Source organism: Gemmata obscuriglobus (assembly GCF_008065095.1).
Lineage (GTDB): Bacteria > Planctomycetota > Planctomycetia > Gemmatales > Gemmataceae > Gemmata > Gemmata obscuriglobus.
In genome coordinates this window covers 6,938,735-6,962,024 of record NZ_CP042911.1, presented here as the reverse complement: position 1 = coordinate 6,962,024, position 23,290 = coordinate 6,938,735, and the positions used below count along the sequence as shown (strand labels likewise).

Annotated in this window: 16 protein-coding genes; 7 read left to right on the top strand and 9 right to left on the bottom strand. The window is 68.4% G+C overall.

Annotation, left to right across the window (positions count from 1 at the left end):
* Window positions 1–160 precede the first annotated feature (160 nt).
* Window positions 161–1,003, bottom strand: a complete 843-nt coding sequence (locus GobsT_RS28765; RefSeq protein WP_010043296.1) for a hypothetical protein — start codon at window positions 1,001–1,003, stop codon at window positions 161–163.
* 592 nt (window positions 1,004–1,595) lie between these two features.
* On the opposite strand from GobsT_RS28765, the gene GobsT_RS28760 reads away from it, so the two are divergent.
* The 4 genes from GobsT_RS28760 to GobsT_RS28745 all read left to right on the top strand — a co-directional run bounded on the left by GobsT_RS28760 (window position 1,596) and on the right by GobsT_RS28745 (window position 7,892).
* A complete protein-coding gene (locus tag GobsT_RS28760; protein ID WP_010043300.1) occupies window positions 1,596–3,989 on the top strand; it encodes a PSD1 and planctomycete cytochrome C domain-containing protein in 2,394 nt (797 codons plus the stop codon).
* 135 nt (window positions 3,990–4,124) lie between these two features.
* On the top strand, window positions 4,125–4,526 hold the full coding sequence (locus GobsT_RS28755) for a GxxExxY protein (protein ID WP_010043302.1): 402 nt from the start codon (window positions 4,125–4,127) through the stop codon (window positions 4,524–4,526).
* Window positions 4,527–4,650: 124 nt separating this feature from the next.
* Window positions 4,651–6,054, top strand: coding sequence for a DUF1501 domain-containing protein (locus GobsT_RS28750; RefSeq protein ID WP_010043303.1), 1,404 nt, complete (start codon window positions 4,651–4,653; stop codon window positions 6,052–6,054).
* A 47-nt stretch (window positions 6,055–6,101) separates the two neighbouring features.
* A complete protein-coding gene (locus GobsT_RS28745) occupies window positions 6,102–7,892 on the top strand; it encodes a sulfatase-like hydrolase/transferase (protein WP_010043306.1) in 1,791 nt (596 codons plus the stop codon).
* Between the two features lie 9 nt (window positions 7,893–7,901).
* Here GobsT_RS28745 and GobsT_RS28740 read toward each other — a convergent pair whose 3' ends face one another.
* The 7 genes from GobsT_RS28740 to rfbF all read right to left on the bottom strand — a co-directional run bounded on the left by GobsT_RS28740 (window position 7,902) and on the right by rfbF (window position 14,481).
* Window positions 7,902–8,669 (bottom strand): cephalosporin hydroxylase family protein, encoded by a 768-nt coding sequence (locus tag GobsT_RS28740; RefSeq protein WP_010043315.1) that lies wholly within the window; start codon window positions 8,667–8,669, stop codon window positions 7,902–7,904.
* Complete coding sequence (locus GobsT_RS28735; RefSeq protein WP_148087907.1) at window positions 8,657–9,856, bottom strand: class I SAM-dependent methyltransferase; 1,200 nt, start codon at window positions 9,854–9,856, stop codon at window positions 8,657–8,659. The genes GobsT_RS28740 and GobsT_RS28735 overlap by 13 nt, the downstream gene beginning before the upstream one ends.
* A complete protein-coding gene (locus GobsT_RS28730; RefSeq protein ID WP_010043317.1) occupies window positions 9,846–10,754 on the bottom strand; it encodes an NAD-dependent epimerase/dehydratase family protein in 909 nt (302 codons plus the stop codon). The genes GobsT_RS28735 and GobsT_RS28730 overlap by 11 nt, the downstream gene beginning before the upstream one ends.
* The gene (gene rfbC / locus GobsT_RS28725; protein WP_010043318.1) at window positions 10,751–11,284 is read right to left on the bottom strand and encodes a dTDP-4-dehydrorhamnose 3,5-epimerase; all 534 of its coding nucleotides are present in this window, start codon (window positions 11,282–11,284) and stop codon (window positions 10,751–10,753) included. The genes GobsT_RS28730 and rfbC overlap by 4 nt, the downstream gene beginning before the upstream one ends.
* Window positions 11,285–11,426: 142 nt before the next feature.
* A complete protein-coding gene (locus GobsT_RS28720) occupies window positions 11,427–12,671 on the bottom strand; it encodes a class I SAM-dependent methyltransferase (RefSeq protein ID WP_010043319.1) in 1,245 nt (414 codons plus the stop codon).
* Window positions 12,668–13,654 (bottom strand): NAD-dependent epimerase/dehydratase family protein, encoded by a 987-nt coding sequence (locus tag GobsT_RS28715; protein WP_010043320.1) that lies wholly within the window; start codon window positions 13,652–13,654, stop codon window positions 12,668–12,670. Before GobsT_RS28715 ends, GobsT_RS28720 begins: the two co-directional genes overlap by 4 nt.
* Before the next feature lie 59 nt (window positions 13,655–13,713).
* Window positions 13,714–14,481, bottom strand: coding sequence for a glucose-1-phosphate cytidylyltransferase (gene rfbF, locus GobsT_RS28710; RefSeq protein WP_010043321.1), 768 nt, complete (start codon window positions 14,479–14,481; stop codon window positions 13,714–13,716).
* Window positions 14,482–14,710: 229 nt separating this feature from the next.
* Here rfbF and GobsT_RS28705 point away from each other — a divergent pair, with 229 nt between their 5' ends.
* Both GobsT_RS28705 and GobsT_RS28700 read left to right on the top strand, forming a co-directional pair.
* The gene (locus GobsT_RS28705) at window positions 14,711–16,180 is read left to right on the top strand and encodes a tetratricopeptide repeat protein (RefSeq protein WP_010043322.1); all 1,470 of its coding nucleotides are present in this window, start codon (window positions 14,711–14,713) and stop codon (window positions 16,178–16,180) included.
* A 355-nt stretch (window positions 16,181–16,535) separates the two neighbouring features.
* The gene (locus GobsT_RS28700) at window positions 16,536–16,835 is read left to right on the top strand and encodes a hypothetical protein (RefSeq protein ID WP_148087906.1); all 300 of its coding nucleotides are present in this window, start codon (window positions 16,536–16,538) and stop codon (window positions 16,833–16,835) included.
* Window positions 16,836–17,056: 221 nt separating this feature from the next.
* Here GobsT_RS28700 and GobsT_RS28695 read toward each other — a convergent pair whose 3' ends face one another.
* Complete coding sequence (locus GobsT_RS28695) at window positions 17,057–20,602, bottom strand: beta strand repeat-containing protein (protein WP_109570800.1); 3,546 nt, start codon at window positions 20,600–20,602, stop codon at window positions 17,057–17,059.
* Window positions 20,603–21,731: 1,129 nt separating this feature from the next.
* On the opposite strand from GobsT_RS28695, the gene GobsT_RS28690 reads away from it, so the two are divergent.
* Window positions 21,732–23,249 (top strand): serine hydrolase, encoded by a 1,518-nt coding sequence (locus tag GobsT_RS28690; protein WP_010046801.1) that lies wholly within the window; start codon window positions 21,732–21,734, stop codon window positions 23,247–23,249.
* Window positions 23,250–23,290 lie beyond the last annotated feature (41 nt).

The following is a 23,290-nucleotide window of genomic DNA, read 5'->3' as shown; positions in this document are numbered from 1 at the left end:
GATCTGCTGCGCTGTGTTCGCCGCTGTGCTGCTCCTGTCGGCCGCGGGGTGCTGCCACCCGCACCACCATCATCACCGGCACTGGCGGTAGCCGGCCGGAGGTGACTCGTCCTGGTCCACTGGGACGAGTTCGTGACGGCACGAGCTGCGGGCGGCGCGGTTACTTGGCAGTCGGGCGCGCGGTGACGACCACAACCGATATCGTGGCCCCGCCTTTCCCCTCGGTTCGCACCGCCTGGGCCACCACGCTTTTCCCGGCCGGAACGCTGACATTCGTGGTCAGTGAGCCGGTCTCCACTGAGTGCGCCGCCGGCTCATCGGTCGCGTCCGGCGTTCGGACCCGGGTGCCCTTCACGCTCAACTCGACGGCCACAATGTCGTCGGCCCCGACCCGCGCCGACGCCTTCACGGTCGTTCCGACATCCTGGTAGCTGATCGACCGCTGCTGGAACCCGCCCCGGCCCCCGGCCGCTCCCCCCGGTCCGCCGGCTCCCCCCGGTCCGCCGAACCCGCCGGGGGTGACCGCGGTGCTGGTCACGATCGGCTTGCTGGCGCCCATCTGGGTAGACACCGGTTGCCCCTCGACGGCCGTCAGCTTGATCCGCTGCCCCCACTTGGCCAGCTCCTCGTGCTTCGGCTCGGCTTCCTTCCAGTCCTTGGCCGGCACCTCGGCGATGGTAACTTCGATCTCGACCGTGCGCGGCTTGCGGTCCAGCAGTTCGAGCAGTTTGATCACCTCGGGCACGGTTTCAGCGGTGCCGCTGACGAGCACCGCGTTGCCCGACCCGGGCGGTGCGGCGAACGCGCTGGCCTCGCCCCTGAAGTGCGGTCCGATCACCTGGGCGAGCACGGCCGGGTCGGCGTTCTTGACGGCGTAAACGGCGCGCTGGAGCTTCGGCGCCGGTGCGGATTTGCCCCAGGGGTTCCCTTTCGGTTCCTGGCCTCTGCCATCGTTGAGCAGCAGCAGACCGCAGAGCAGGGTGAGGGCGGCGAGACGAGACATCGGCGGCGTCCCAGAGAGTGAGGGCGACACTCTCGACACTATCCGCCCGGAACGGGCACCGCAACCGCACCGGTGGACTTCTCTTGGAACTCTCATTCTTCGACCCGCTAGACCGGTGGCCGCATCGCCGTTGCCGGACGGGGCATCCGCCACCCGAGACGACTCATGCCAGGTTCAGTAGTTCCAAGTTCCAGGTTCCAAGTTCCAAGTCGGAACCCAACTCGTCAAACGCGCCGGCGATTCGTGTCGCTCGTGACTCCACTTGGAACCTGGAACCTGGAACTTGAAACTACTGAGGTCCGGTTGAAGCGTATCGGTAGTTGGGAACGCCACCCGCCGCTACCCGCTGGCCGTGTACCCGCGTCGTCGAGGTGAACCGGCGGCGCTGGACCGCGGTGAAGAGTCTCGACGCAGCGCGCGGCATGCTCGAAAAAGCCACGGCGTTCTCCGCCGGGACCGAGGAACGCACGACCGAATGGCCCGTCATGCTGATGTGTCGGGCGCTTGCGTGCGGCGTTCGGGTCGTTTAACCTGTGCTCCACCGCCTTTGGCCTTTCGCGCCGTCTCGCCGTCCCGCCGGAACGCGACTCCCATGCGATTCTCCCTCACCGCCTGTGCCGCTCTCATTTTCCCCGCGCTCGCGCCGGCCGCAGACACGGTCGACTACCGTAAGGACATTCGCCCGCTGCTCCAGGAGCGGTGCTACTCCTGTCACGGGGCGCTCGCGCAGAAGGCGAAGCTGCGTGTGGACACTGGGGCCGCGATGGTGAAGGGCGGGGCGGTGGTGCCCGGTAAGCCCGGCGCCAGCGAACTGCTGCTGCGGGTCGAATCGACCGACGACGCGACCCGCATGCCGCCCGAAGGGCACCCGCTGAAGCCCGAACAGGTCGCGAAGGTCCGGCTGTGGATCGAACAGGGCGCCAGGGTGCCCGCCGACGATGCGCCCGAGCCGGACCCGCGCGACCACTGGGCGTTCCGTCCGGTCGCTCGCCCCCCACTGCCCGATTCCGGTGCCGCGCACCCGATCGATGCGTTCGTCGCCGCGAAGTGGCGCGAGAAGGGGCTGAAGCCCGTCGCTCCGGCCGACAAGCGTGTGCTGCTGCGCCGCGTGTACGTCGATCTGATCGGATTGCCACCCACCGCCGAACAGATCGACGCGTTCGTCAACGACCCGGCGCCGGACGCCTACGAGAAGGTGGTGGACCGGTTGCTCGCGTCGCCGCAGTACGGCGAGCGCTGGGGGCGGCACTTCCTCGACATCTGGCGCTACTCCGACTGGTGGGGGCTGGGCGCCGAACTGCGGAACAGCCAGCGCCACATCTGGCACTGGCGCGACTGGACCGTGGAGAGCTTCAACGCGGACCTGAGCTACGCCGAGATGATCCGCCAAATGCTGGCGGCGGACGAACTCCACCCGACCGACCCGCAGAAGCTTCGGGCGACAGGCTACCTCGCCCGGTCGTACTTCCTCTTCAACCGCACCACGTGGCTCGACGAGGTCATCGAGCACAGTGGAAAAGGGTTCCTCGGCCTCACGCTGAACTGCGCGAAGTGTCACGACCACAAGTACGATCCGGTCAAGCAGACCGATTACTACGCCTTCCGCGCGATCTTCGAGCCGTACCAGGTGCGCACCGACCAAATTCCGGGCGAGCTCGACGTGACGAAGAACGGTATTCCGCGCGCGTTCGACGGCAACCTTGATGTGAGCACGCCGTTTCACATTCGCGGCGACGAACGCACTCCTGACAAAGATAAGGTGGTTACGCCCGGGGTGCCGAAGTTCCTCGCCCCCGGTGGGCTGAAGGTGCAAGCGGTCACGCTTCCGGTTGCGGCCCACAAGCCCCACGAGCCTCTCGCGGAAGCGCACGCTCGCACGTTACTTGAGAAGGCGAACCGGCAGAAGCTCGCGCTGGCGGATCTGACCGCCGATCTCACCACCGGTAAGAAGGCGCACGCCCCCTGGGTCGCAATCGCGGCCCGGATCGGCAGCGACGCGGCGCGCGCGGAGTACGTCGCGTTCGAGAAGATCAAGAACGACCCGGGCAAGCTCCCGCCGCACCTCCGCGGGTACGTGAAGGCCCCGGAGTCGAACGCCGAGACGGCCGAATCGAAGGCCCGCCCGCTGCCGGCGACGAGCACCGGCCGCCGCACCGCGCTGGCGAACTGGATCGCCGACCCGAAGAACCCGCTCACGGCTCGCGTCGCGGTGAACCACGTGTGGCTGCGCCACTTCGGGCAACCGCTCGCGCCCCAGGTGTTCGAGTTCGGTCGGAAGGGCGGCCCGCCCACGCACCCGGAACTGCTGGACTGGCTCGCGTCCGAGTTCACGGCCCGCAACTGGAGCTTCAAGCACCTGCACAAGCTCATCGTGACGAGCGACGTGTACCGCCTCTCCTCGTCAAGTTCGGGCGCCGGCGAGGCTGTGAAGCTCGACCCCGAGAACCGCTACCTGTGGCGGATGAACCCGGTGCGCATGGACGCGAACGCGGTGCGCGACAGTCTGCTGCACCTCGCCGGCGCCCTCGACCTCACCCGCGGCGGGCCGCCGGTGCCGGCGGCGCAGCAGGAGGGCTCGGCGCGGCGGTCGCTGTACTTCTTCCACTCGCACAACGAGCACAACAAGCTGCTCGACATCTTCGACAACGCCAACGTGCTGGACTGCTACCGCCGCACCGAGAGCATCGTGCCGCAGCAGGCGCTGGCGCTCTGGAACAGCAAACTCGCGCAGGTGAGCGCCGCGAAGATCAACGACCAGCTTCATTCGAAACTCGCCGGCGCCGATGATGCTGCGTTCGTGACACGCGCGTTTGAGTCGGTGCTGGGGACCGTGCCCACGAAGGACGAGTTGGCAACCTGCCTGGAGGCGCTCGCGGAACTGCGGGGCACGCTGAAGGACGTGAAGGAGCCCGAACGGGGCAAACGCGCGCGGCTCCAACTGGTGCAGGCGCTCCTCAACCACAACGACTTCGTCACCGTCCGGTGATACGCAGAATGGCAGAGGTGCCACAAAAAGCAGAAGAGGAATGGCCGCAAAAAAGCACAAAAAGCACAAAAGAAAACCAAGACCGCAGAGAGTTCAAAAGACGGAAGAGGAACGGCCGCAAAAACGAGGTAACGAATGAACACGATAAAACCTTGGAGCAGCGTGTTCGAGCTGTGCGATATCGTCCGCGAAACAGGGTTCGCGATCCACGAGTACCTGCGGAACGGGCACCTTGAAAAGGTGTACGAGAACGCTCTCCTTCACCGGCTCCGGAAGCAAGGCGTTGCGGTCGTCGCTCAGCACCCGCTCTCGGTGCGTGACGAAGACGGTACCGTTCTGGGCGAATTCTTTGCAGACCTGTTCGTTGAAAACGTGCTTTTGGTCGAACTGAAGGCCGTTCGGCACATCGTCGATGAGCACGCCGCCCAACTTTTGGGATACCTCCGCTGCTCACGTGTCGAACACGGTTTACTGATCAACTTCGGTGGCCCGCGCTACTACATCAAGAAGTACATCCTGGCCGACGCTCTTGATTGATTCGCCGCTCAATGTCTTCGGTTTCCTTTTGTGCTTTTTGTGCTTTTTTGCGGCCATTCCTCTTTTGCCTTTTGAACTCTTCTGTGGTCTTTTTGCGGCCCTTTATCTTCCGTCCCGGTGCCTTATGAACCGTCGCGATTTCGCCTCCCTCGCTCTCGCCGCGATGCTCCACCGCGACGGCTACTCCTCCGACGCGGCGTGGGCGCCGCCGGACGGGAAGCCCCACTTCGCCCCCAAGGCGAAGTCGGTGATCTGGCTGTTCATGAACGGCGGCGTCTCGCACATGGAGACGTTCGACCCGAAGCCGGCGCTCACCAAGTTCGCGGGCAAGACCATCAAGGAAGGCCCGGTGCCCGACGCGCAGGACCCCGAGAAGCTCAAACTCGCCCGGGTCACCGTGGTCAACGACGCGAACGGCCAGCAGCGGAACAAGCTGTACCCGCTCCAGGTGGGGTTCCGGAAGTACGGGCGGGCGGGCGTCGCGTTCAGCGACTGGGTGCCCCACATCGGCTCCTGCGTCGATGACCTGGCGGTGATCCGCTCGATGTGGACGACCGACGACAACCACGGCGCCCAGACGCAGTTCCACACCGGCCGCCACATGCTCGACGGCGAGTTCCCCACGCTCGGCGCCTGGGCGCATTACGGGCTCGGCACGCTGAACGAGAACCTGCCCCAGTTCGTGTCGATGGGCAGCCGCGAGTACTGGAACCTCAAGGACGGCCACTACCTCGGCCCGGCGCACGACGCCGTCCCGGTCCGCGTCGATCCGGCGAACCCGCTCGACTACGGCAAGCCCGAGGTGGCGGTGACCGCCGCCGAACAGAAGGCCGGCTTCACGCTGTCCGGGAAGCTCAACAAGTTGCGCGAGAAGGATTACCCGAACGACCCCGCCCTGGACGCCCGCATCAAGAGCTACGAGCTGGCGTTCCGAATGCAGAAGTCGCTGCCCGAACTGCTCGACTTCTCAAAGGAAACTGAGGAAACCAAGAAGCTCTACGGGATCGACCGGCCCGAGACGCGCCCCTTCGGGATGCAGTTGCTGGCGTCGCGGCGGCTGGTGGAGCGCGGCGTCCGGTTCGTCCAGATCCAGCACGGGGCCGGCGGCGCGGGCGTGTGGGACGCGCACGGCGGCCTCAAGGCGAACCACGCGAAGAACTGCCTCGCGGTCGATCAGCCGGTCGGCGGGCTGCTGAAGGACCTGAAGCGGCTCGGGCTGCTCAAAGAGACGATCGTGGTGTTCTGCACCGAGTTCGGCCGCACCCCCGGGTCGCAGGGGAGCGACGGCCGCGACCACCACATCTACGGGTTCAGCGTGTGGATGGCCGGCGGCGGCTTGAAAGGCGGGGTCGTTCACGGCGCGACGGACGAGATCGGATTCCACGCGGTCGAGAACCGGCACTACGTCACCGACGTTCACGCCACGATCCTACATCAACTCGGCCTCGACTCGCGGAAGCTCGAGATCCCGGGCCGCAAGCGCCTCGACATCGACCACGGGGCCGTCATCAAGGACATCATCGCGTAGCCGGCGCGGCTCGCGCGGCCCCTTCCGCCTCTCCTGGAGACTCTCTCGTGTTACGCGCGTTTGCGGTTCTGGCGCTCGGCTTCTTCGCGCTCCCGGCTTCGGCCGCGGGCAAACCCAACGTCGTGCTGATCGTGATCGACGACTTGGGGCAGCGGGATCTCGGCTGCTACGGCAGCACGTTCTACAAGACCCCCAACATCGACCGGATGGCCAAAGACGGCGTGCGGTTCACCGACTTCTACGCCGCGTGCCCGGTGTGCTCGCCCACCCGCGCGAGCATCATGACGGGCAAGTACCCGCAGCGCGTCGGCATCACCGACTGGCTCCCGGGGCGCAAGGACCTGCCCGGCCAGCGGCTCAAGCGGCCCGAACTGAAGAACGAACTCGCGCTCGAAGAAGTCACCGTCGCGGAGACGCTCAAAGGGCACGGGTACGTCACCGCGCACATCGGCAAATGGCACCTGGGCGGGAAAGGGTTCGAGCCCGAGAAGCAGGGCTTCGACGTGAACGTCGCCGGCGACCACACCGGCACCCCGCTGAGCTACTTCGCCCCCTTCGCGAATAAGGCCGGGGCGACGATGCCGGGGCTGGAGAAGGCCGCGCCCGACGAGTACCTCACGGACCGGCTGGCCGCGGAGGCCGAAACGTTCATCACCGCGAACAAGGACAAGCCGTTCTTCCTGTACCTGCCGCACTACGGCGTTCACACCCCTCTGCGGGCGCCGCAACCGCTGGTCGATAAGTACAAAACTCAGGCCGTCCACGGGCGGCAGAGCAACCCCGTGTACGCCGCGATGGTCGAGAGCATGGACGCCGCCGTCGGGCGGGTGCTCAAGCGGCTCGACGACCTGAAGCTGAGCGACAACACGCTGGTGCTCTTCACGAGCGACAACGGCGGCCTCGCGACCCTCGAAGGGATGCCGTTCGCACCGACGATCAACGCCCCGCTGCGCGAGGGGAAGGGGTACCTGTACGAGGGCGGCGTTCGCGTGCCGCTGATCGCGAAGTGGCCCGGCAAGGTCAAGCCCGGGACCGTTATGGATCAGGTCGCGTGCAGCATCGACTTCTTCGACACGATCCTCGAAGCGACGGGGGCGACGAGCGCGGCCCGGCGCGACGGCGTTTCGCTGGTGCCGGCGTTCGGCGGCGAGAAGTTGAAGCCGCGGGCACTGTACTGGCACTACCCGCACTACGCGAACCAGGGGAGCCGGCCCGGCGGGGCGGTTCGCGCGGGCAACTACAAGCTGGTGGAGTACTACGAGGACGGCCGGCGCGAGCTGTTCGACGTGGCGAAGGACCTGTCCGAGAGCCGCAACCTCGCCGCGGACAAGCCGGACGTGGTGAAGGACCTGGCCGCGAAGCTCGACGCCTGGCGCACGGACGTGGGCGCGAAGATGCCGACCCCGAACCCGGACTACCGGCCGAACCCGCCCGACAAGGACGGGGCGATCACGCTGCACGCACGCACCGCGCTCGTGACCGGCACGATGCTGCGGTTCGAGCCGCTTCCGCACAAGAACACGCTCGGGTTCTGGGTGAACAAGGACGACTCCGCGACGTTCGACTTCACGGTAGACAAGGGCGGCACGTTCGCCGTCGAGGTGCTCCAGGGGTGCGGGAGGGGGAGCGGCGGCGCGGAGGTGGAACTCGCCGTCGGGGCCGAGAAGCTCACCTTTACGGTCAAGGACACCGGCGGGTTCCAGGCGTTCGAGGCCCGCGACGTGGGCACGCTCAAGGTCGCGGCGGCCGGGCGGCACACGCTCACCGTGAAGGCGAAGACCAAGCCCGGGGCCGCGGTGATGGACCTGCGGCAGATCGTGCTGCGGCCCGCGAAGTAGGCGCCCGGCTCACGCCGCCCGGCGCAGGTACGCCGACGGCCAGTAGGTGACGTGCCGGGCGATCTTCCCCTCGTTGAACGCGAACGTGTTCTCTTCGAGCGTGAACTGCGGGTTGGCGGCCTGGAACTCGCGGGCCGCTTCGGTCGGGTTGTCCCACTCCCACCCGGGCTGCGACCCGGGCCGCCCGGCCAGCGCGCCCATGATCCCGTCGGTCGCCACGATGTACGACCCGGGGCTGACCAGCTCCGCGTACAGGTCCAGTTCGGCGCGGACGTGGGCCTTGGAGTGGTTCGAGTCGAGCAGCACCAGCACCCGCTCGCCGGGGCGGATGAGGCCCTTCACCTGCGCGACCGTTTCGGGGGCGGTGGAGCTGCCCTCAATGAGCGTGATGTAACCGGCCAGCGGGTGCGCCTCGATCGCGGCCCGGTTGTGCGGCCGGATCTCGATGTCCACCCCGATCACGCGCCCCTTATCGGTCGCCTTGCACAGGCTCGCGTAGTAGATGAGTGAGCCGCCGTGGGCGACGCCGGTTTCCACGATCACGTCCGGCTTCACCCGGTGCAGCACCTCCTGAATCCGGATCATGTCCTCGGGCAGTTGAATGATCGGGCGCCCGAGCCAGGTGAAGCCGTAGGCGTACTTCTGCGTCCAACCGACGGTGACCCAGTGCTCGGTGATGAGGTCGAACGCCGCGGCCGAGTCCAGCGGGTGCTCCTCGCGTGCCCCGCCGCGCTCGGCGGTCACGGTCCGGGCGTCGGTGTCGATCACGAGTCGCATGTCACGGCCTCCTGCATCGGGTCGATCACCTCGGCGCGGCTCCCGAGGGCGGCGAGCTGGTCCCGCACCTCGGCGAGGTAGTTGGGGTTGAACACCAGCACCGCGGCGGCCCCGGCGGCGGCCCCGGGGGCGGCGATCGGGTGCCCGGTCCCGGGGAGGTACTTGCCCTGCTTGGCGGGGTTCACGTCCACCACCCCGGCGACCCGCGTCCCGTCCGGGTCCGCGAGGTTGCAGAACGTGACGCCCTTCGCCCCCGCGCCCCACGCGAACACCGGCCCCCGCGCGCCCGCCTCTTCGAGCATGGCGCTCCACGCGGCGCGAAGGTTCTGTTCCTCGGCCGTGAACGCGCGGGCGAGCGCGCACGAATGCGCTCCGCTCTTCAGCTCCCGCGCTTCGGGAGGAGGGCCGCCCCCCCACACCGCCGTGCCTTCGGCCCAGAGGTACTGGCCGCCGAAGATGTGCCGCACGTCGGTGACGCCGAACCCGGCGCGCGCGAGCGCCAGCGCGAGGCTCTCCGCCGTGAACAGCGAGCAGTGCTCGTAGAAGAAGTCCCACGGCACGCGGTTCCGCAGGATCCACTCGGCGCACGGGGTCTCGAAGAACACCCGGGTCGCGCCCGACGCGCCCACGCCGGCCCGCACGGTGCGGAGCAGGGCCAGCGGGTCCGGTATGTGCTCGATCACGTGCCGGCACACGACCGCGTCGGCAGGCACCGCCGTTTCCGGGCCGTAGAAGTCGGGAACGAACCGGACCCGCCAGCCCGGCGCCTCCAGCGGGCCGGTGTACGCGGGATCGAACCCGATCGCGTCGCACGCGCTCCGCGGGTGCCCGAGCAGCTTGTGAAGGAACGCGCCCTTCCCGCACCCGACCTCGACGATGCGTCCGGACGAAACCCCGCGCCCGACGACGATGTGGTCGGCCAGTTGGTCGAGGTGCGCGTTGAACGCGGCGGAGTGGTTTTGGCTGTTCTCGTAGCTCGGCCCGTACTCCACGAGTGCCGGGTCGAACACCGCGTTGAACACGAAGCCGCACCCGCCGCACGCACGCATCTCCAGGTCGCCGCGCGCGATCGCGCGGGCGGACGCGGCCGCGTCGAACAGCAGGTTCTGGTGAACGGGTACGCCGGTCCGGGACAGGAACGGTTCGGTGCCGGCCGAGCCGCACACTGGGCAGGTCTCACGCGGCACGGTTCGCCCTCCACCAGCCCACGGTCTCGTCCAGCCCGGTGCCGAGGTCGATCCGGGGCCGCCACCCGAGTTCGTCGCGGAGCCGGGTCACATCGGCGACCAGGAGCGGCGGTTCGGCCGCGGGCGTGTCCCGCTCGCCCAGCCGGACCAGTTCGGGCCGCCCGCACGCGGCGGCCACCCGCCCGATCACATCGCGGACCGCGACCGGCGTTCCCGACCCGACGTTCACGGCGCCCGTCAGCCCGGCCCGCGTGAGCGCGACGAGCGCGTCGGCGGCGTCGTCCACGTGCAGGAAGTCGCGCACCTGTGTGCCGGCAGAGCACGCCGCCGGCGCGCCCGCGAGCAGCGCCCGGGCGACCGACGGGACCAGCCGCGCCGGGTGCTCGTGCGGCCCGTACAGGAAGAACAGCCGCGCCCGCGCGACGTTCACGCCCCGTGCCGCGCCCAGCGTTTCGGCCCAGTGCCCGAACGCGAGCTTGCACCGCCCGTAGGTGGTGTGCGGCCGCGCGGGCGGGTCGGTCTCGCGGCACGCACCGGCGGCCGCCCAGTCGTACTCGGCGCACGACCCGGTCACCACCGCGCGCCGGCCGCCGTTCCGGACGAACGCGGACAGCAGCCGCTTCGACGCCTCCGCCCACCGGTGGTTCTCGGGCGTCGTCCAGTACACGCCGGGGGTCGCGACCCAGGCGAGGTGGAGCAGGTGCGTGGGCCGCACGTCCGCAACAAGCTGTTCGGCCTCGGCCGCGTTCAGGACGTCGCACCGGTGGAACCGTACGCCGTCCGGGACCGGCGCCCGGGGCGCGCGTGCCGTCGCGTGGACCTCGAAGTGGCCGCGGGCGGCGCGGACGGCCGGGGCGCCGATGAAACCGGTCGCGCCGGTGATGAGCAGGCGGTTCATGTCGGCAGGTCCGGGAAAGACAGGTCGCGCGGCGCGATCACGCGCCGGTCGCACGGCGGCCACGCGATCCCGAGCGCGGGATCGTCCCAGCGGGCGCCGCGGGCGGCCCCGGGCACGTAGAACGCCGACATCTGGTAGAAGAGTTCCGTGCCGTCGGCGAACGTCTGGAACCCGTGCGCGTACCCGCCCGGGATGTACACCGCGCGGCGGTTCGCGGCGGTGAGCTCCACCGCCACCCACTTCCGGTACGTCGGCGAGTCGGGCCGGGCGTCGGCGACCACGTCGAGCGCGGCCCCGGCGGTGCAGCGCACGAGCTTCACCTCCTCGTGCGGGGCCGCCTGCCAGTGCATCCCGCGGAGCGTGCCGGCCCGGGTGTTGAACGACACGTTGCACTGCGCCCACTGCGTGCAGAGCCCGCGGCGGGCGAACTCCTCCGCGCAGTAGGTGCGCGCGAACAGCCCGCGGTCGTCGCCCGTCGGCTCGGGCTCGATCACGAACACGCCCGGCAGCTCGGTGGGAAGGAACAGCATGGCAAAGATCCGACAATACAGAAGAGGTTTCACCGCAGAGGGCACGAGAGGGCGCAGAGAAAAAGACCCACGTGTGCGGGCGAATTAAACCTCAATGTCTTACTCTCTGCGCCCTCTCCGGTGAAACCTCTTCTGCTCCACCTTACGCCACGCGGGGGAGCGGGACGGGCAGGATGAACTTCCCGCCGCGCGCGCGGTACTCGGCCTGCTGGCGCAGGATCTCGTCCGCGAAGTTCCACGTGAGCAGCAGCGTGTAGTCCGGCATGTCCTCGAGCAGCTTGTCCGGGGCGTGGATCCGGAGCCGCGTGCCCGGGGTGAGCTTGCCCTGCTTCACCGTGCTGCGGTCCACCACGAAGTCGAGCGTCTCCGCGCCGATCCCGCAGAAGTTCAGCAGCGTGCTCCCCTTCGCGGACGCGCCATAGGCGGCGATCCGCTTGCCCTCGCCCTTCAACTGCGCGAGCAGCGCGCGGAGCCCCTTCTTGATGGCCGACACCTGCTCCGCGAACGCGCGGTACGGCTCGAACGTGTTCACGCCCCACGCCCGCTCTTCCGCGAGCAGGTCCGTGACGCGGGCCGACACCGCGTCCACGCTCTCGGCGGGCGCGGCGAAGATGCGGAGCGTGCCGCCGTGAATGGGCACCCGCTCCACGTCACGAATAACCAAGCCGTGCCGCCGGAAACACGCGTCCAGGGCGGTGAGCGAGAAGTAGCACAGGTGCTCGTGGTAGATCGTGTCGAACTCGCACCCGTCGAGCATGTCCTTGACGTAGGGCGCCTCGATCACCGCCACGCCGCTCGGCTTGAGGAGGGCGCGGACGCCGGCGACGAAGCCGTTGAGGTCCGGCACGTGGGCCAGGACGTTGTGCGCGTGGAACACGTCCGCGCGGTAGCCCTCGGAAACGAGCTGGTGCGCGTACGCGCGGCCGAAGAACTCGGTCCGGGTCGGGATGCCGTGGCGTTCCACGGCCACCCGGGCCACGTTCCGGGCGGGCTCGACGCCGAGCACCCGCACGCCGGCGCTCTGGTAGTTCTTGAGCAGGTACCCGTCGTTACTCGCGGCCTCCACGACGAGGCTGTCGCGGCCCAGGCGCTCGTCGCGCGTGACCCGCTGAGCCAGCTCCGCGGCGTGCCGCAGCATCGTGTCGGAGAACGACGAGAAGTAGACGTAGTCGCGGAACAGGTCGTCGGGCGGCACCTCGGCGGTGATCTGCACCAGCGAGCACCGCGGGCACACCGCGAGGTCGAGCGGGAACGTGGGCTCGGGCGCGGCCGGGGCCGCCGGGTCGCGCAGAGCGTTAGCTAGGGGCGTGCTCCCGAGCGAGAGCACCGGGGAGAGCGCGCCCGCCCCGCACGACCGGCAGGACGGGGAGGCGGCGGTCGCGGTCATGCGGCTTTTCTCGCTCCCAGGAAGTTGCGGTACCAGGGCACCGTCCGGCTCAGCCCCTCTTCGAGGGTGAACAGCGGCTCCCAGCCGAGCCGGGCGCGGGCCTTCGCGGCGCTGAGCGACTGGTGCTTGATCTCGTGGCTCGCCTCGTTCCGCACGTCGGGCGTGAGGCGCGTCCCCATCTGGTCGAGCAGCAGTCGCACGAGGTCCAGCACGGTCACCTGGGTCTCGTTCGAGAAGTTGAACGCCTCGCCCCGGAGGGTCGGGTCGGCGGCCAGCTTCTCCGCGAGCATCAGGTACGCCGCGGCCCCGTCCTCGACGTAGAAGTAGTCGCGGATGTGCGTCCCGTCGGACCGGATCACCGGCCGCTCGCCGCGCATCACCGAGCGGATGGTGCCGGGGACGATCCGGTTCCAGTTCAGGTCGCCCGGGCCGTAGAAGTTGCCGCACCGGGTGATCGCGACGGGCAGGTTGTAGGTGGTGGCGTAGCTCTGCGCGATCAGGTCCGCGCAGGACTTGCTCACGTCGTAGGGGTGGCGGCCCTGGAGCGGGGTGCCCTCGTCGTAGGGCAGCTTCTCGGCGTCGCCGTAGGCCTTGTCGGAGGAGGCGAGGACGATCTGCCGCACCTTCGGGCTGCGGCGGCACGCCTCCAGCAGCGCCCAGGTGCCCTGGACGTTGCTCTCGAAGGTGGCGACCGGGTTGCGGTTCGCCACCGGCACCAGCGTTTGCGCCGCGAGGTGGATGACGGTGTCGATCTCGTACTCGCCGCACACCCGCTCGAGCAGCGCCTGGTCGCACACGTCCCCGCGGACGGACTTCACCTGCTTCGAGAGCCCGCTGCGCTCGAACTCGCTGTCCGGCGCCCAGTCGCGGACCAGGCACACCACGTCCGCCTGCGCGCGCAGGAGCCGGCGAACGACCCACCCGCCCACCAACCCCGTGGCGCCGGTGACGAGCGTCGGTCGATCGAGCCAGAACCCGCTCATGCGGCCCTCCGTTCCTGGTTGCGTGTCTCGCGGTCGGTCACGGACCTCGCCGCCGCTCCTCACGCGGCCTTCCACGGCGCGCGGCCCTCCAGCCACAGCGCCTCCAGTTGCCGCTTGTCGCGGAGCGTGTCCATGCACTGCCAGAACTTGTCGTGCTTGTACGCGGCGAGCTGGCCGTCCCGCACGAGCCGCGGGAGCACGTCGTGCTCGAAGCTCTCGCCGTCGCCGCCGATGTAGTCGAGCACCTGCGGCTCGGCCACGAAGAACCCGCCGTTGATCCACCCCTCGCCGGTCTGCGGCTTCTCGGTGAAGCACCGCACCAGGTCGCCGTCGAACTCCAGCCCGCCGAACCGGGCCGGCGGGCGGACCGCCGTCACCGTGGCGAGCTTGCCGGTCGAGCGGTGGAACCGCAGCAGCGCCTGCACGTCCACGTCGCTGACGCCGTCGCCGTAGGTGAGCATGAACGTCTCGTCCCGCAGCCACGGCGCGACGCGCCGCACCCGCCCGCCGGTGTTGGTGTGCAGCCCCGTGTCGACGAGGTGAACGGTCCAGTCCACGCCGGCCGGCTCGTGGTGCGTGACCTCCCCGCGGGCCAGGTTCACGGACAGGCTGCCGGTGAACCGCGCGTACTCCACGAAGAACTGCTTGACCACGTCGCTCTTGTACCCGAGCGCCACCACGAACTCCGTGACCCAGTGGGCCGCGTAGTGGCTCATGATGTGCCAGAGGATCGGCCGCCCCCCGATCTCCACCATCGGCTTGGGCCGCGTCTCCGTTTCCTCGGCGAGCCGGGTGCCGAGACCGCCGGCGAGAATGACCGCGCGCATGGGTCCTCCGTCCTCCCTGACGGAAGTAATTCGTCTGCGGGGGGGCGGGGACTTTACCCGGTCTGGCCCGGCGCCCGCAAGGCCGACTCGGAAACCTGCGCAGGGCGACGCGCGACGTGGGTGCGGGGGGCTGGGAACGGGGCGCGTGGGGGAGTCTCGCGGCGGCATGTTGAACCGCTCATTCCGCCCGGCTAAACTGCATGCCGGAATTTGCCCATTTGGAGACCGTATGTTGCGCCCATTTGTTCCGATGTTGTTGCTCGTCCTCGCCGCACCGGCTGTGGCCGACGACAAGGACTGGACCGGCAAGACGGTGACGCTGACGGCCGAAGTGAAGCTCGGCCAAAAGCAGACCGGCGGGCTGCTGAGGAACGGCGCGGTGCTGGTCAAATCGAAAGTGTACGTGGTCAAATCGGACGACGGTGAGTTCGTGGAGCTGGTGGGCGAGTCCGGGCTCATCTACAAGAGCGAGGCGGAGGTGGTCGCGGTCCGCGAGATGCCGAAGAGGGGCGCGCCGGCTCCGAAGGTTGACGCCAAGAACCTCTGGGCACGCGGCGCGAAGGTGCTGCCCAAGAAGCGAACGTGGCTGGTCCAGTTCGGCGACCGCGACGCCGACGGTAGCCAGTTCCTGTTTCCGCTGTCTACGAATTTGCCGCTCGAGGTCCGGTCCGACAACGGCGACGGCTGGGTCCGCATCCACGATCGGGTGCGCGAGGGGTGGGTGCATAAGGATGACCTCGTGACCAAGGACGAGGCGCCGGCCCACTGGGACCGCGAATTGAAAGCGGACCCGGAAAACACCCACGCTCTTTACATGCGGGGGATCGGCTGGCGGGAAAAAGGCGAGCTGGATAAAGCCCTCAACGATTTCAACGAGTGCATCCGGCTCGAACCGGACTTCACGTCCGCGTACCTCAGCCGCGGAAACGTGCTGAGCGACCGGCGCCAGTTCGCCAAGGCCATTGCCGACTACACCGAGGTGATCCGCCGGTCACCTCAGAGCTCGCTGGCGTACTGCAACCGCGGGCACGCGTACAACGACACGAAGGAGTACGATAAGGCTCTTAAGGATCTCGACGAATCGATCCGGCTCAACCCCCGGTACGTGCCCGCACACCTGACCCGCGGCAAGGCTTGGTACGGGAAGGGGGAGCACGATAAGGCGATCGCCAATTACACCGAAGCGCTTCGATTAGACCCCCGGTACATCTCCCCCTACCTGCACCGCGGCCTCGCGTGGGCGGCGAAGGGGGAGCACGACAAGGCGATTGCGGATTACAGCGCGGCGGTGCGCCTCGACCCGAAGTCCATCTACGCCCACCAACAACTCGCGGCCGGGTGGGCGGCCAAGAAAGAATACAAGAATGCGCTCCGCGGCTTCGAAACGCTCGCCGAACTGAACCCGCGTCACGCGTACGCGTTCCACCAGATCGCGTGGCTGTGCGCGACCTGTCCCGACCCGGCGGTGCGCGACGGGAAGAAGGCCATCGAGGCCGCCAAGAAGGCAATGAGCCTTGATAAGTTGAACGATTATGGGGACACGCTCGCCGCCGCTTATGCCGAGGCCGGCGAATTCGACCAAGCCGTGTCGGTGCTGCTCAAGACACTCGAGAACAAGACCATTGGCGCCGACGGTCGCAAGGTTTTAGAGTCGCGGCTCAAACTGTACCGTGACAAGAAGCCGTTCCGGGACGGTTAACGGGCGTGGCGGCCTGGTCACCCCCGGCCCGCTCGCGCTCTCGCGACTTCTGACCGCCCCTTAACAGATAAGTTGTTATTGCGTATTTGAGTCCAACTCGCCGCGCCGGAGACCCGCAGAGGGCCGCGCGGCGTTTCGCAATTGCGGACCCAGCATCGTTTGCCACTCGGCCGGCGGCGGATAAATTCCTGTATGCGTGACGGACTCAACGAATAAATCTGACACGAGCAACCGGAGCACGTCTCAGCGGGCGACACGTGAGAACGGGACGTGCCGGCGTTGCAAATCCGCCGCCGCCCGGGTCGATACTCCTTGTTGTGGCACCGCCCTGTATGGAGAGATGATGACGGACGGGATGCAAGTGACGCTGAACAACGTTCGGGAAGCCGCACAGCACGTGCTTGCCGAGTTCGGTGGCAAGCGCCCGCCCGTACTGCCCGAGAAGCTCGCCGATTACCTGTCCAGCGGGAGCGCGACCGGCACCGTGTACCGGATTCCGGTGCTCAACCCCCGGGCGGGCGCCCGGGTCGCTCTGGTGAGCCCGGTCCTGCGCGGCTTCATCGTCGTCAGGCTCGACCGGCCGCCCGTGGAAGGCGCCAAGGTCGAATCGATTCGCACGGAGGGCGTGCCGCCGTCCACACACGGGGCAAGCTGAGGCTTGGCGCGTCGGCACGCCCGTTTCACGTTCGCCGGCGGTGACGCGAATCACGCGGTGCTTGTTTTGAGTGCCTGTAAGGGCGCCGGCCGTAGCCAGGGCGCGGAGCGAGTTCGCGAGCGCAACCCCTGGGCACGTATATGGTACAAGGCCGAGGCGTGAGGGGGACAACGGTGCCCCCTCACGCCTCGGCCTCCGGATCAAACATCACTGCTCCCGGCTCAGCCCACGTAGACGCCGCCGCTGAAGGACGGGGAACCGGCCAGCAGGCTCAGCTCCTGCACGCCGTCCACGAACCCCTTCACGTGCGGGCCGGCGCCCGGGCCGGCGCCCGTCAGCACGTAGGTCCGGCCGTCGATCACGCCCACGCCCACGCGCACGCCGCCCGTGAATTGCGCCCCGTACGCCAGGAAGCTCTGCTGCTGCGCCCCGGTCCGGCCGCTGAACACCTTGACGTGCGGGGCCGCGCCCGCGCCCGCACCGGTCACAATGTCCGCCCGCCCGTCCCCGTCCAGGTCGCCCGCCGCCACGTACACCCCGCCGGTGAACGCGTCGTAGGCCAGGAAGCTCTGCAGCACCGACCCGTCCTTGCCGCTGAACACCTTCACGTGCCCCACCGCGCCCGCGCCGTTGCCGGTCACGATGTCGTCGAACCCGTCGCCGTCCACGTCCGCCACCGACACGCGGACGCCGCCCCGGAAGCCCGCGTCGTAGGCCAGGAAGCTTTGCAGCAGCGCCCCGTCCTTGCCGCTGAACACCTTCACGTGCGGCGCCGATCCCGCGTCTGCCGACACCACGATGTCGTCGAACCCGTCCCCGTTCACGTCACCCGTCGACACGAACACGCCGCCGGTGAAGCCGTCGAACGCCAGGAAGCTGCGGATCAGCGTGCCGTCGGACGCGAACACCTTCACGTGCCCGCCGGCCGCCCCGGCGCCCGCGCCGGTGACGGTGTCCGCGCGGCCGTCGCCGTCCACGTCCCCCGACGCCACCCGGATCTCGCCCCCGAAGCCCGCGAACGCTACGACCTCCTGCCCCGGCGCCCCCGTTACCGGGTCCACCAGGCGCACCGTGCCCGCGGTGCCGCCGCCGGTGCTCACGCTCACCACCGTCGACTTGGCCGCGCTGTCGTCGTTGGTGATGGTGCCGGTGCCGGTGGCCGCCCCCAGGGTCGCGTTGAGCGCCCCCGACAGCACCACCGTGAACGTCTCGTTGGCCTCCGCCTGCGTGTCCCCGTTCACCACCACGGCGATCGTCTTCGAGGTCTCGCCCGGGGCGAACGTCAGCGTGCCCGACGCCGCCACGTAGTCGCTGCCGGCCACCGCCGTACCGTCCGCCGTCGCGTAGTCGATCGTCACCGTCTGCGAACTCGGCTCGGACAGGGTCACCGTGAAGGTCACCACGTGGGTGCCCTCGTTGCCCTCCGCGGTCGTCACGCTGTCGATCGAGGCCACCGGCGGCAGCGTGGTGATCACCACGTCGTTCCCGTCGTTGCCCACGTAGCTGATCGTGAAGCCCACGCCGTCCGCGAAGAACGTCGCGCCCTCGGGCAGACCGACGAACGTGCCCACCACCGCGTCGGCGCCGTCGTTGTTGATCAGGATGTAGCTGTTGCCCGCGGTCGGGGTGAAGCCGGTCGTGACCGTCAGCGTGGCACCGGTCAGCGTCACCGCGCCCGTCACGTTCACCCGGTCGTTCGGGTCGCTGGGCGCGCCGGGCGTGTTTTCGACCACCTCTGCGGCCAGGATGGCGCCGGGGTCCAAAGTCAGGTCGCCCGTCAGGTCGAGCCGCCCCGGGGTCCCGCCCGGGGCCAGCGTCCCGCCGCCCGCGACCGAAACCGCCAGGAGGTCGCCGGTGCCGCCCAGGACCGCGCCCCCGGCCACCTGGACCGCGCTGCTGAAATTATCGTCGATCAGCAGGGTCCCGGCCGAAACCACGATCGCGCCGCTGTAGGACGAGTTGTTTGAGAGCGTCAGCTCGCCGGCCCCGGTTTTGGTCAGCCCCCCGGGGCCCGAGAGCCCGCCGGAGAACTCGACGGCTAGCGCGTTATCGATCGTCGCGCTCCCCCCGCCCCCGATCACGATCGTGTTATCGATGTCGGTCGTTCCGGTGATCTGGAACGTGGTGCCGGGTCCCAAGACGATCTGACCGGTTCCGAGGTTCGCGTCGGTCGCGACGCTCAACGTGCCGTTGAGGACAGTCGTGTTCGTGTGGGTGTTGGTGCCCGTGAGGGTGAAGGTGCCGGTGCCGTTCTTGAACAAGGTGCCGGTGCCGCTGACGGCGCCGCTCAGGGTCGTGCTGCCGTTGTTGCCGCCGGTCGTGAGGTCGAACGCGCCGAGGGACACCGCGCCGGAACCGGCCAGCGAGCCGATGGTCTCGGTGGCGCCGAGCGCGAGGGTGGCGCCGCCGGCGACGGTGACTGCCACCGTGTCCGCCACAGCGGCCCCCCCGGCGAGCGTCAGCGTGCCGCCGTTGAGCGCGACCGGGCCGGTGAACGTGTTGGCACCGGACAGGGTCAGCGCCCCGCCGTCGAACTTGTTGATCCCGCGGGCGCCGCCGGTCTCGGAGATGACGCCGGAGAGGGTCACCGTGGTGGCCGGCGGGACGACGATGGTGCTGACCGCCGCGTTGAGCGTGATCGCGTTGGCGACGGTCCGGTCCGCGTCGAAGATCAGGGTCCCGCCGCCGAGCGTCAGCGCGCCGGAGCCGAGGGCGTCGTCGTTGGCGACGACCAGTCCGCCGGCGCTAACGGTCGTGCCGCCGAGGTACGTGTTGGTCCCCGAGAGGGTCAGTTGACCGGCTCCGGTTTTGGTCAGCCCGCCGGCCCCGGTGATCGCCCCGGACAGCGTCACCGCCGTGGCGTTGTCGACCGTGGCGGCCCCGTTCAACGTCACGGCGTTGCCGATCGAGGTGGCACCGGTCACCTGGAGCGTGGCGCTGCCTCCCAGCGTGAGCGCACCCGTTCCCAGGTTCGTCCCGGCGGACACGCTCAGCGTGCCGGCGTCGACGGCGACCGTTCCGGTGTAGGAGCTGTTGGTCCCCGACAGGGTGAACGTGCCGGTGCCCGTCTTGATCAGATTGCCGCTGCCGGTGAGCGTGCCACTGAAGGTCGTGTCGCTGCCGTCGCCCGCCGTCAGGGTGGAGGTGCCCAGGCTGACCGTACCGCCACCGGTCAACGACCCGATGGTCTCGTCGGCGCCGTCCAGGATGAGACTCGCGCCGGTGTTCACGGTGACCGCGACCGTGTCCGCCAGAGATTCGGTGGCGGTAATGGTGAGGGTTCCGGCGTCGATCGTCACCGTACCCGTGAGCGTGTTGCCGGCGATCAGCACCAGATCCCCGGCGCCGGTCTTCGAGATGCCCCCGGCGCCGCTGATGCTCAGCGCGATTTCGGTCGTGCCCGAGGCGACCGAGTCCGCCAGTCCGGTAGTCAGAACGAGCGTGTTGCCGGTCAGTGTGTAACCCGCGCCCTGGATCTGGATGTCGTTCAGGGTAAAGCCGGCCGGGTAATCGTTGTTAGTCAGCCCACTCACCCCGGTCGGGAAAATCAGCCTGTCCCCTGCAACCGGTGCGACGTTGGCGAGAGTCTCGTCTTCCCAGTTGTTGACGTTCGTCCAGAGCGTATTCCCGCCGGCCCCGGTCCAGGTCAGGATTGCGGGAACCGACCGGTCCTCCAGAGCCGTCAGTTGCAGCCACGTGCGCGCCCCGATGCGGGTACGGGGGGTGAACGTGTCGCGGAACCGGCGTGAGAGGGTCGAGAGCAGCATTGCGACTTACCTCAAGGTGTTGGGCAGCGGTGCGGAGAACGTCCCGACCCCGCTGGCGAGATGGCCCGAGCGGGGTTCAGGAAGGGCAAACGGATCAATCCCCGGCGTGGGCGGCCGAGGTGGGGCCATCAATCAGGTCGAGTTGGGCGCGAGCCGTTTGCCAGTGCTTGTCAGTCTTTTTCCGGACAAATACGGAGCAGATTTTGACCGGAGCGTAAGACCGATTGGAGTTAACGTTAGACGGAAAAATGCGCAGTTCAAGTAGCTTGGGGGATTTAAGAGATATTGGCCCGACCGGATGGGCTGTATCTCGGTATTGGGAGCCGTGCTGCGATAATGACGTTGCTACACACGGCGTCTTGACGGAACGTTCAGATGGTGCGAAGTCATCCGCGCTACCCAATGCAACTTCGAGAGTTCCCAATGCGTGCGAAACGGAGTTGCGAACCGCGCGCCGCTGTTGAACTGATTTCACACGAAATACCGGCCCAAACGGCATAACGCTCAATTTCGCCGCGCCCGCTCCACGGGGCTACGAGCGAGTGATCTGCCATCTGGTTAGAAGGGGCGTTGCTCGCTCGAATGTCGCGCAGTCGCGGGAGCAAATGTCGCGCGGATCGTTGCCGCGCGACGGATCGCTGTGAGGAGGGGCTGTTTCGGGCTCCTTGGAACACCCGCTGGGGGCGGTACGGGACATTCGCTACCGGTTCGCTGGTCACGAGCTGGTACGCCGCTACCCGCGAATCACACGGCGCAAGCCCGGCTTCCGGCCGTAACCAAATACCGAGGTAACCGCTGCGCAGGGTGGAATGAAAGCGGCAAACTGTTTACGGGATGGCACTTGCGGCGATTCGCTTCGCGTCGCAGGTTCCGCCGTAGGGGCCGAAATTCCGTGCCCACCGCTCCGTCAGATGCCGGAGGTGAGAGGTGCAAACTTCTGGTAGCGAGATGAAGGGGAATAATGGTGGGGTGTTACCGGATTTGCGGATCGAACGGTTGCGGCTCCCCCCGGAACTCGAAAGGTGAAACGGCCAAATTCTGTACAGGCGCCGCGATCCGCGGGGCACCTCTTGCGGGGGATGTGGTTCCGTGAATGATGGTGGCTCCCGCACGTTCCGGAGAGATCCTCATGCGCTGTTGCGCCGTCCTGTTCGCGTTCCTGTTCGCCACGGCCCCGGCGAGGGCCGCCGGGTTCGACCCCAAGATTATTGACGAGGTGGCGGAGAAGGCGCTCAAGGAGTTCTCCGCGCCCGGGTGTGCGGTGGTGGTGGTGAAGGACGGGGAGGTGGTTTATCTGAAAGGGTTCGGCGTGCGCGAAAAGGGCGCGGACGACAAGGTCACGCCCGACACGGTGTTCCCGATCGCGTCGTGTTCAAAAGCGTTCACAGCCACGCTCCTGGCGATGCTGGCCGACGACGGGAAGCTGAAGTGGGATGACAAGGTGCGCGACCACCTCGACTACTTCCGGCTCTCGGACGAACTGGCGGACCGCGACGTGACGCTCCGGGACCTGCTATGTCACCGCACCGGGATGCCCCGGCACGACCTGCTGTGGGCCGCGCTCAGCACAGACGGCGCCGATGTGATCAAGCGGTGGGGGAGGGCGGCGCCCTCGACCTCGTTCCGCTCGAAGTGGGAGTACGCGAACGTCCCGTTCACGACGGCCGGGGTGATCGCCGGGCGGTACGAGAAGGGCACCTGGGCGGACGCGGTGAAGGCCCGCATCTTCGCCCCGCTCGGGATGACGAGCACCAGCGCCACCTGGAAGGAGGGCCGCGGGCGGCCGAACCACGCCACCCCGCACTACTACGGGCTGGACAAGTCGGTGTCGGCGGTCGGGTGGGACGAGATCGACCACGCGGGCGGGGCCGGGTGCGTGAACAGCTCGGCGCGCGACCTGGCGGCGTGGCTCCGGTTCCAGCTCGCGGGCGGCAAGTTCGACGGGCGCCGGCTGCTCACCGAGCGGGCGCTGAAGGAGACGCACACCCCGCAGATGCTGCTGCTCCCGGAGGGGCCGTTCGCGGTCTACCTGCCGCCGAAGGTGACGCGATTCGCGGGCTACGGGCTGGGCTGGTTCGTTCACGACTACCGCGGCGTCACGTGCGTGTCGCACGGAGGCACGCTCACCGGGTTCCGCGCTCAGTGCATGCTCGTTCCCGAGAAAAAGGTCGGGGTGATGGTGCTGTGCAACCTGCGCCCGTCGCTGGTGTGCGAGGCGGTGGCCAAGACCGCCCTCGACGCGCTGCTCGAACTGCCCGCGGAGGACTGGGTCGCGTTCCACAAGACGCAACTGGCGCTGACGGACTTCAACACTGCCGCGGCGAAGCAGCGGCGCGAAACCGCTCGCAAGCGGGACACGAAGCCGAGCCTGGAACTGTCGCGGTTCGTTGGGGGCTACGAGGAACGCGCGTACGGTCGCGCGGAGGTGACGGTCGAGGGCGACAAACTGCACGTGAAGTGGGGACGGTACACGTTCCGCGCGGAGCACTACCACTTCGACACGTTTACGCTGGTTCCCATCGAACCGAAGGGCGACATCGTCTCGCTGGACCGCAGCACGTTCGACCTCCAGTTCCGGTTGGGTACGAACGGCGAGGCGGAGGGGATGAAGTTCCTCGAACAGGAGTTCCGCCGCGCGCAGAAATAGGGGCCGCCGGGCGCGCCGGCTGAGATTGCGACCCGCGCGCG

Bases quoted from the DNA above. Each gene is read 5' to 3' on its own strand.
- GobsT_RS28765 (WP_010043296.1), bottom strand. From the start codon at position 1,003: ATGTCTCGTCTCGCCGCCCTCACCCTGCTCTGCGGTCTGCTGCTGCTC.
- GobsT_RS28760 (WP_010043300.1), top strand. From the start codon at position 1,596: ATGCGATTCTCCCTCACCGCCTGTGCCGCTCTCATTTTCCCCGCGCTC.
- GobsT_RS28755 (WP_010043302.1), top strand. From the start codon at position 4,125: ATGAACACGATAAAACCTTGGAGCAGCGTGTTCGAGCTGTGCGATATC.
- GobsT_RS28750 (WP_010043303.1), top strand. From the start codon at position 4,651: ATGAACCGTCGCGATTTCGCCTCCCTCGCTCTCGCCGCGATGCTCCAC.
- GobsT_RS28740 (WP_010043315.1), bottom strand. From the start codon at position 8,669: ATGCGACTCGTGATCGACACCGACGCCCGGACCGTGACCGCCGAGCGC.
- GobsT_RS28730 (WP_010043317.1), bottom strand. From the start codon at position 10,754: ATGAACCGCCTGCTCATCACCGGCGCGACCGGTTTCATCGGCGCCCCG.
- rfbC (WP_010043318.1), bottom strand. From the start codon at position 11,284: ATGCTGTTCCTTCCCACCGAGCTGCCGGGCGTGTTCGTGATCGAGCCC.
- GobsT_RS28720 (WP_010043319.1), bottom strand. From the start codon at position 12,671: ATGACCGCGACCGCCGCCTCCCCGTCCTGCCGGTCGTGCGGGGCGGGC.
- GobsT_RS28715 (WP_010043320.1), bottom strand. From the start codon at position 13,654: ATGAGCGGGTTCTGGCTCGATCGACCGACGCTCGTCACCGGCGCCACG.
- rfbF (WP_010043321.1), bottom strand. From the start codon at position 14,481: ATGCGCGCGGTCATTCTCGCCGGCGGTCTCGGCACCCGGCTCGCCGAG.
- GobsT_RS28705 (WP_010043322.1), top strand. From the start codon at position 14,711: ATGTTGCGCCCATTTGTTCCGATGTTGTTGCTCGTCCTCGCCGCACCG.
- GobsT_RS28700 (WP_148087906.1), top strand. From the start codon at position 16,536: ATGCAAGTGACGCTGAACAACGTTCGGGAAGCCGCACAGCACGTGCTT.
- GobsT_RS28695 (WP_109570800.1), bottom strand. From the start codon at position 20,602: ATGCTGCTCTCGACCCTCTCACGCCGGTTCCGCGACACGTTCACCCCC.
- GobsT_RS28690 (WP_010046801.1), top strand. From the start codon at position 21,732: ATGCGCTGTTGCGCCGTCCTGTTCGCGTTCCTGTTCGCCACGGCCCCG.